We start from the raw sequence: 884 nt of genomic DNA, 5'->3' as shown, positions 1-884 counted from the left end.
CAAGAAGACCATGGCCGGCATGACCAAGTCCGAGATCGACATGCCCCTCACGGCGTCCACGACCCTCGACTCCCTGGTCAACTCCGAGTCCGAGTCCGACCTGATCATCGACCCGATGCCCAACCTCTACTTCACCCGCGACCCGTTCGCGGTCGTCGGCGAGGGCGTCAACCTCAACCGCATGTACTCGGTCACCCGCAACCGCGAGACCCTGTACGGCAAGTACATCTTCAAGTACCACCCCGACTACAAGGACGTCTCGCTGTACTTCCGCCGCGACTGCCAGTTCCACACCGAGGGCGGCGACGTGCTGAACATCAACGAGAAGACCCTCGCCGTCGGCATCTCCCAGCGCACCCAGGCCGCCGCGATCGACGTCATGGCCCAGAACATCTTCTGGAACTCCGACTCCAAGGTCGAGCGCATCCTGGCCTTCGACATCCCGGTCTCGCGCGCCTTCATGCACCTCGACACGGTCTTCACCCAGATCGACGTCGATAAGTTCACGATCCACCCCGCCATCATGGGCACCCTGCGCGTCTACGAGCTGACCGCCGGCAAGAACCCGGGCGACGTGAACATCCGCCTGATCGAGGACACCCTCGAGCACGTCCTGGAGGACGCCACCGGCGTCGACCAGGTCAAGCTGATCCCCTGCGGCGGCGGCGACCCGATCGCGGCCTCCCGCGAGCAGTGGAACGACGGCTCCAACACCCTGTGCGTCGAGCCCGGCAAGATCTGCGTCTACGCCCGCAACACCGTCACCAACGACGTGCTGTACAAGGAGGGCCTGGACCTTCTCGTCGTGCCCTCCGCCGAGCTCTCCCGCGGCCGCGGCGGCCCGCGCTGCATGAGCATGCCCTTCTGGCGCGAGGACCTCTAAG

The 884-nt window shown here is 65.3% G+C and carries 1 protein-coding gene; it reads left to right on the top strand.

The genetic code is table 11. The annotated features are described in order from the left end of the window. On the top strand, window positions 1-883 hold an 883-nt coding region (locus DW870_RS09220), incomplete at its 5' end, for an arginine deiminase family protein (protein WP_233547420.1). Window position 884 lies beyond the last annotated feature (1 nt).

Source organism: Collinsella sp. AM38-1BH, from assembly GCF_003467545.1.
In the GTDB taxonomy this organism is placed as follows: Bacteria; Actinomycetota; Coriobacteriia; order Coriobacteriales; family Coriobacteriaceae; genus Collinsella.
This window is presented reverse-complemented; position numbering and strand designations above follow the sequence as displayed.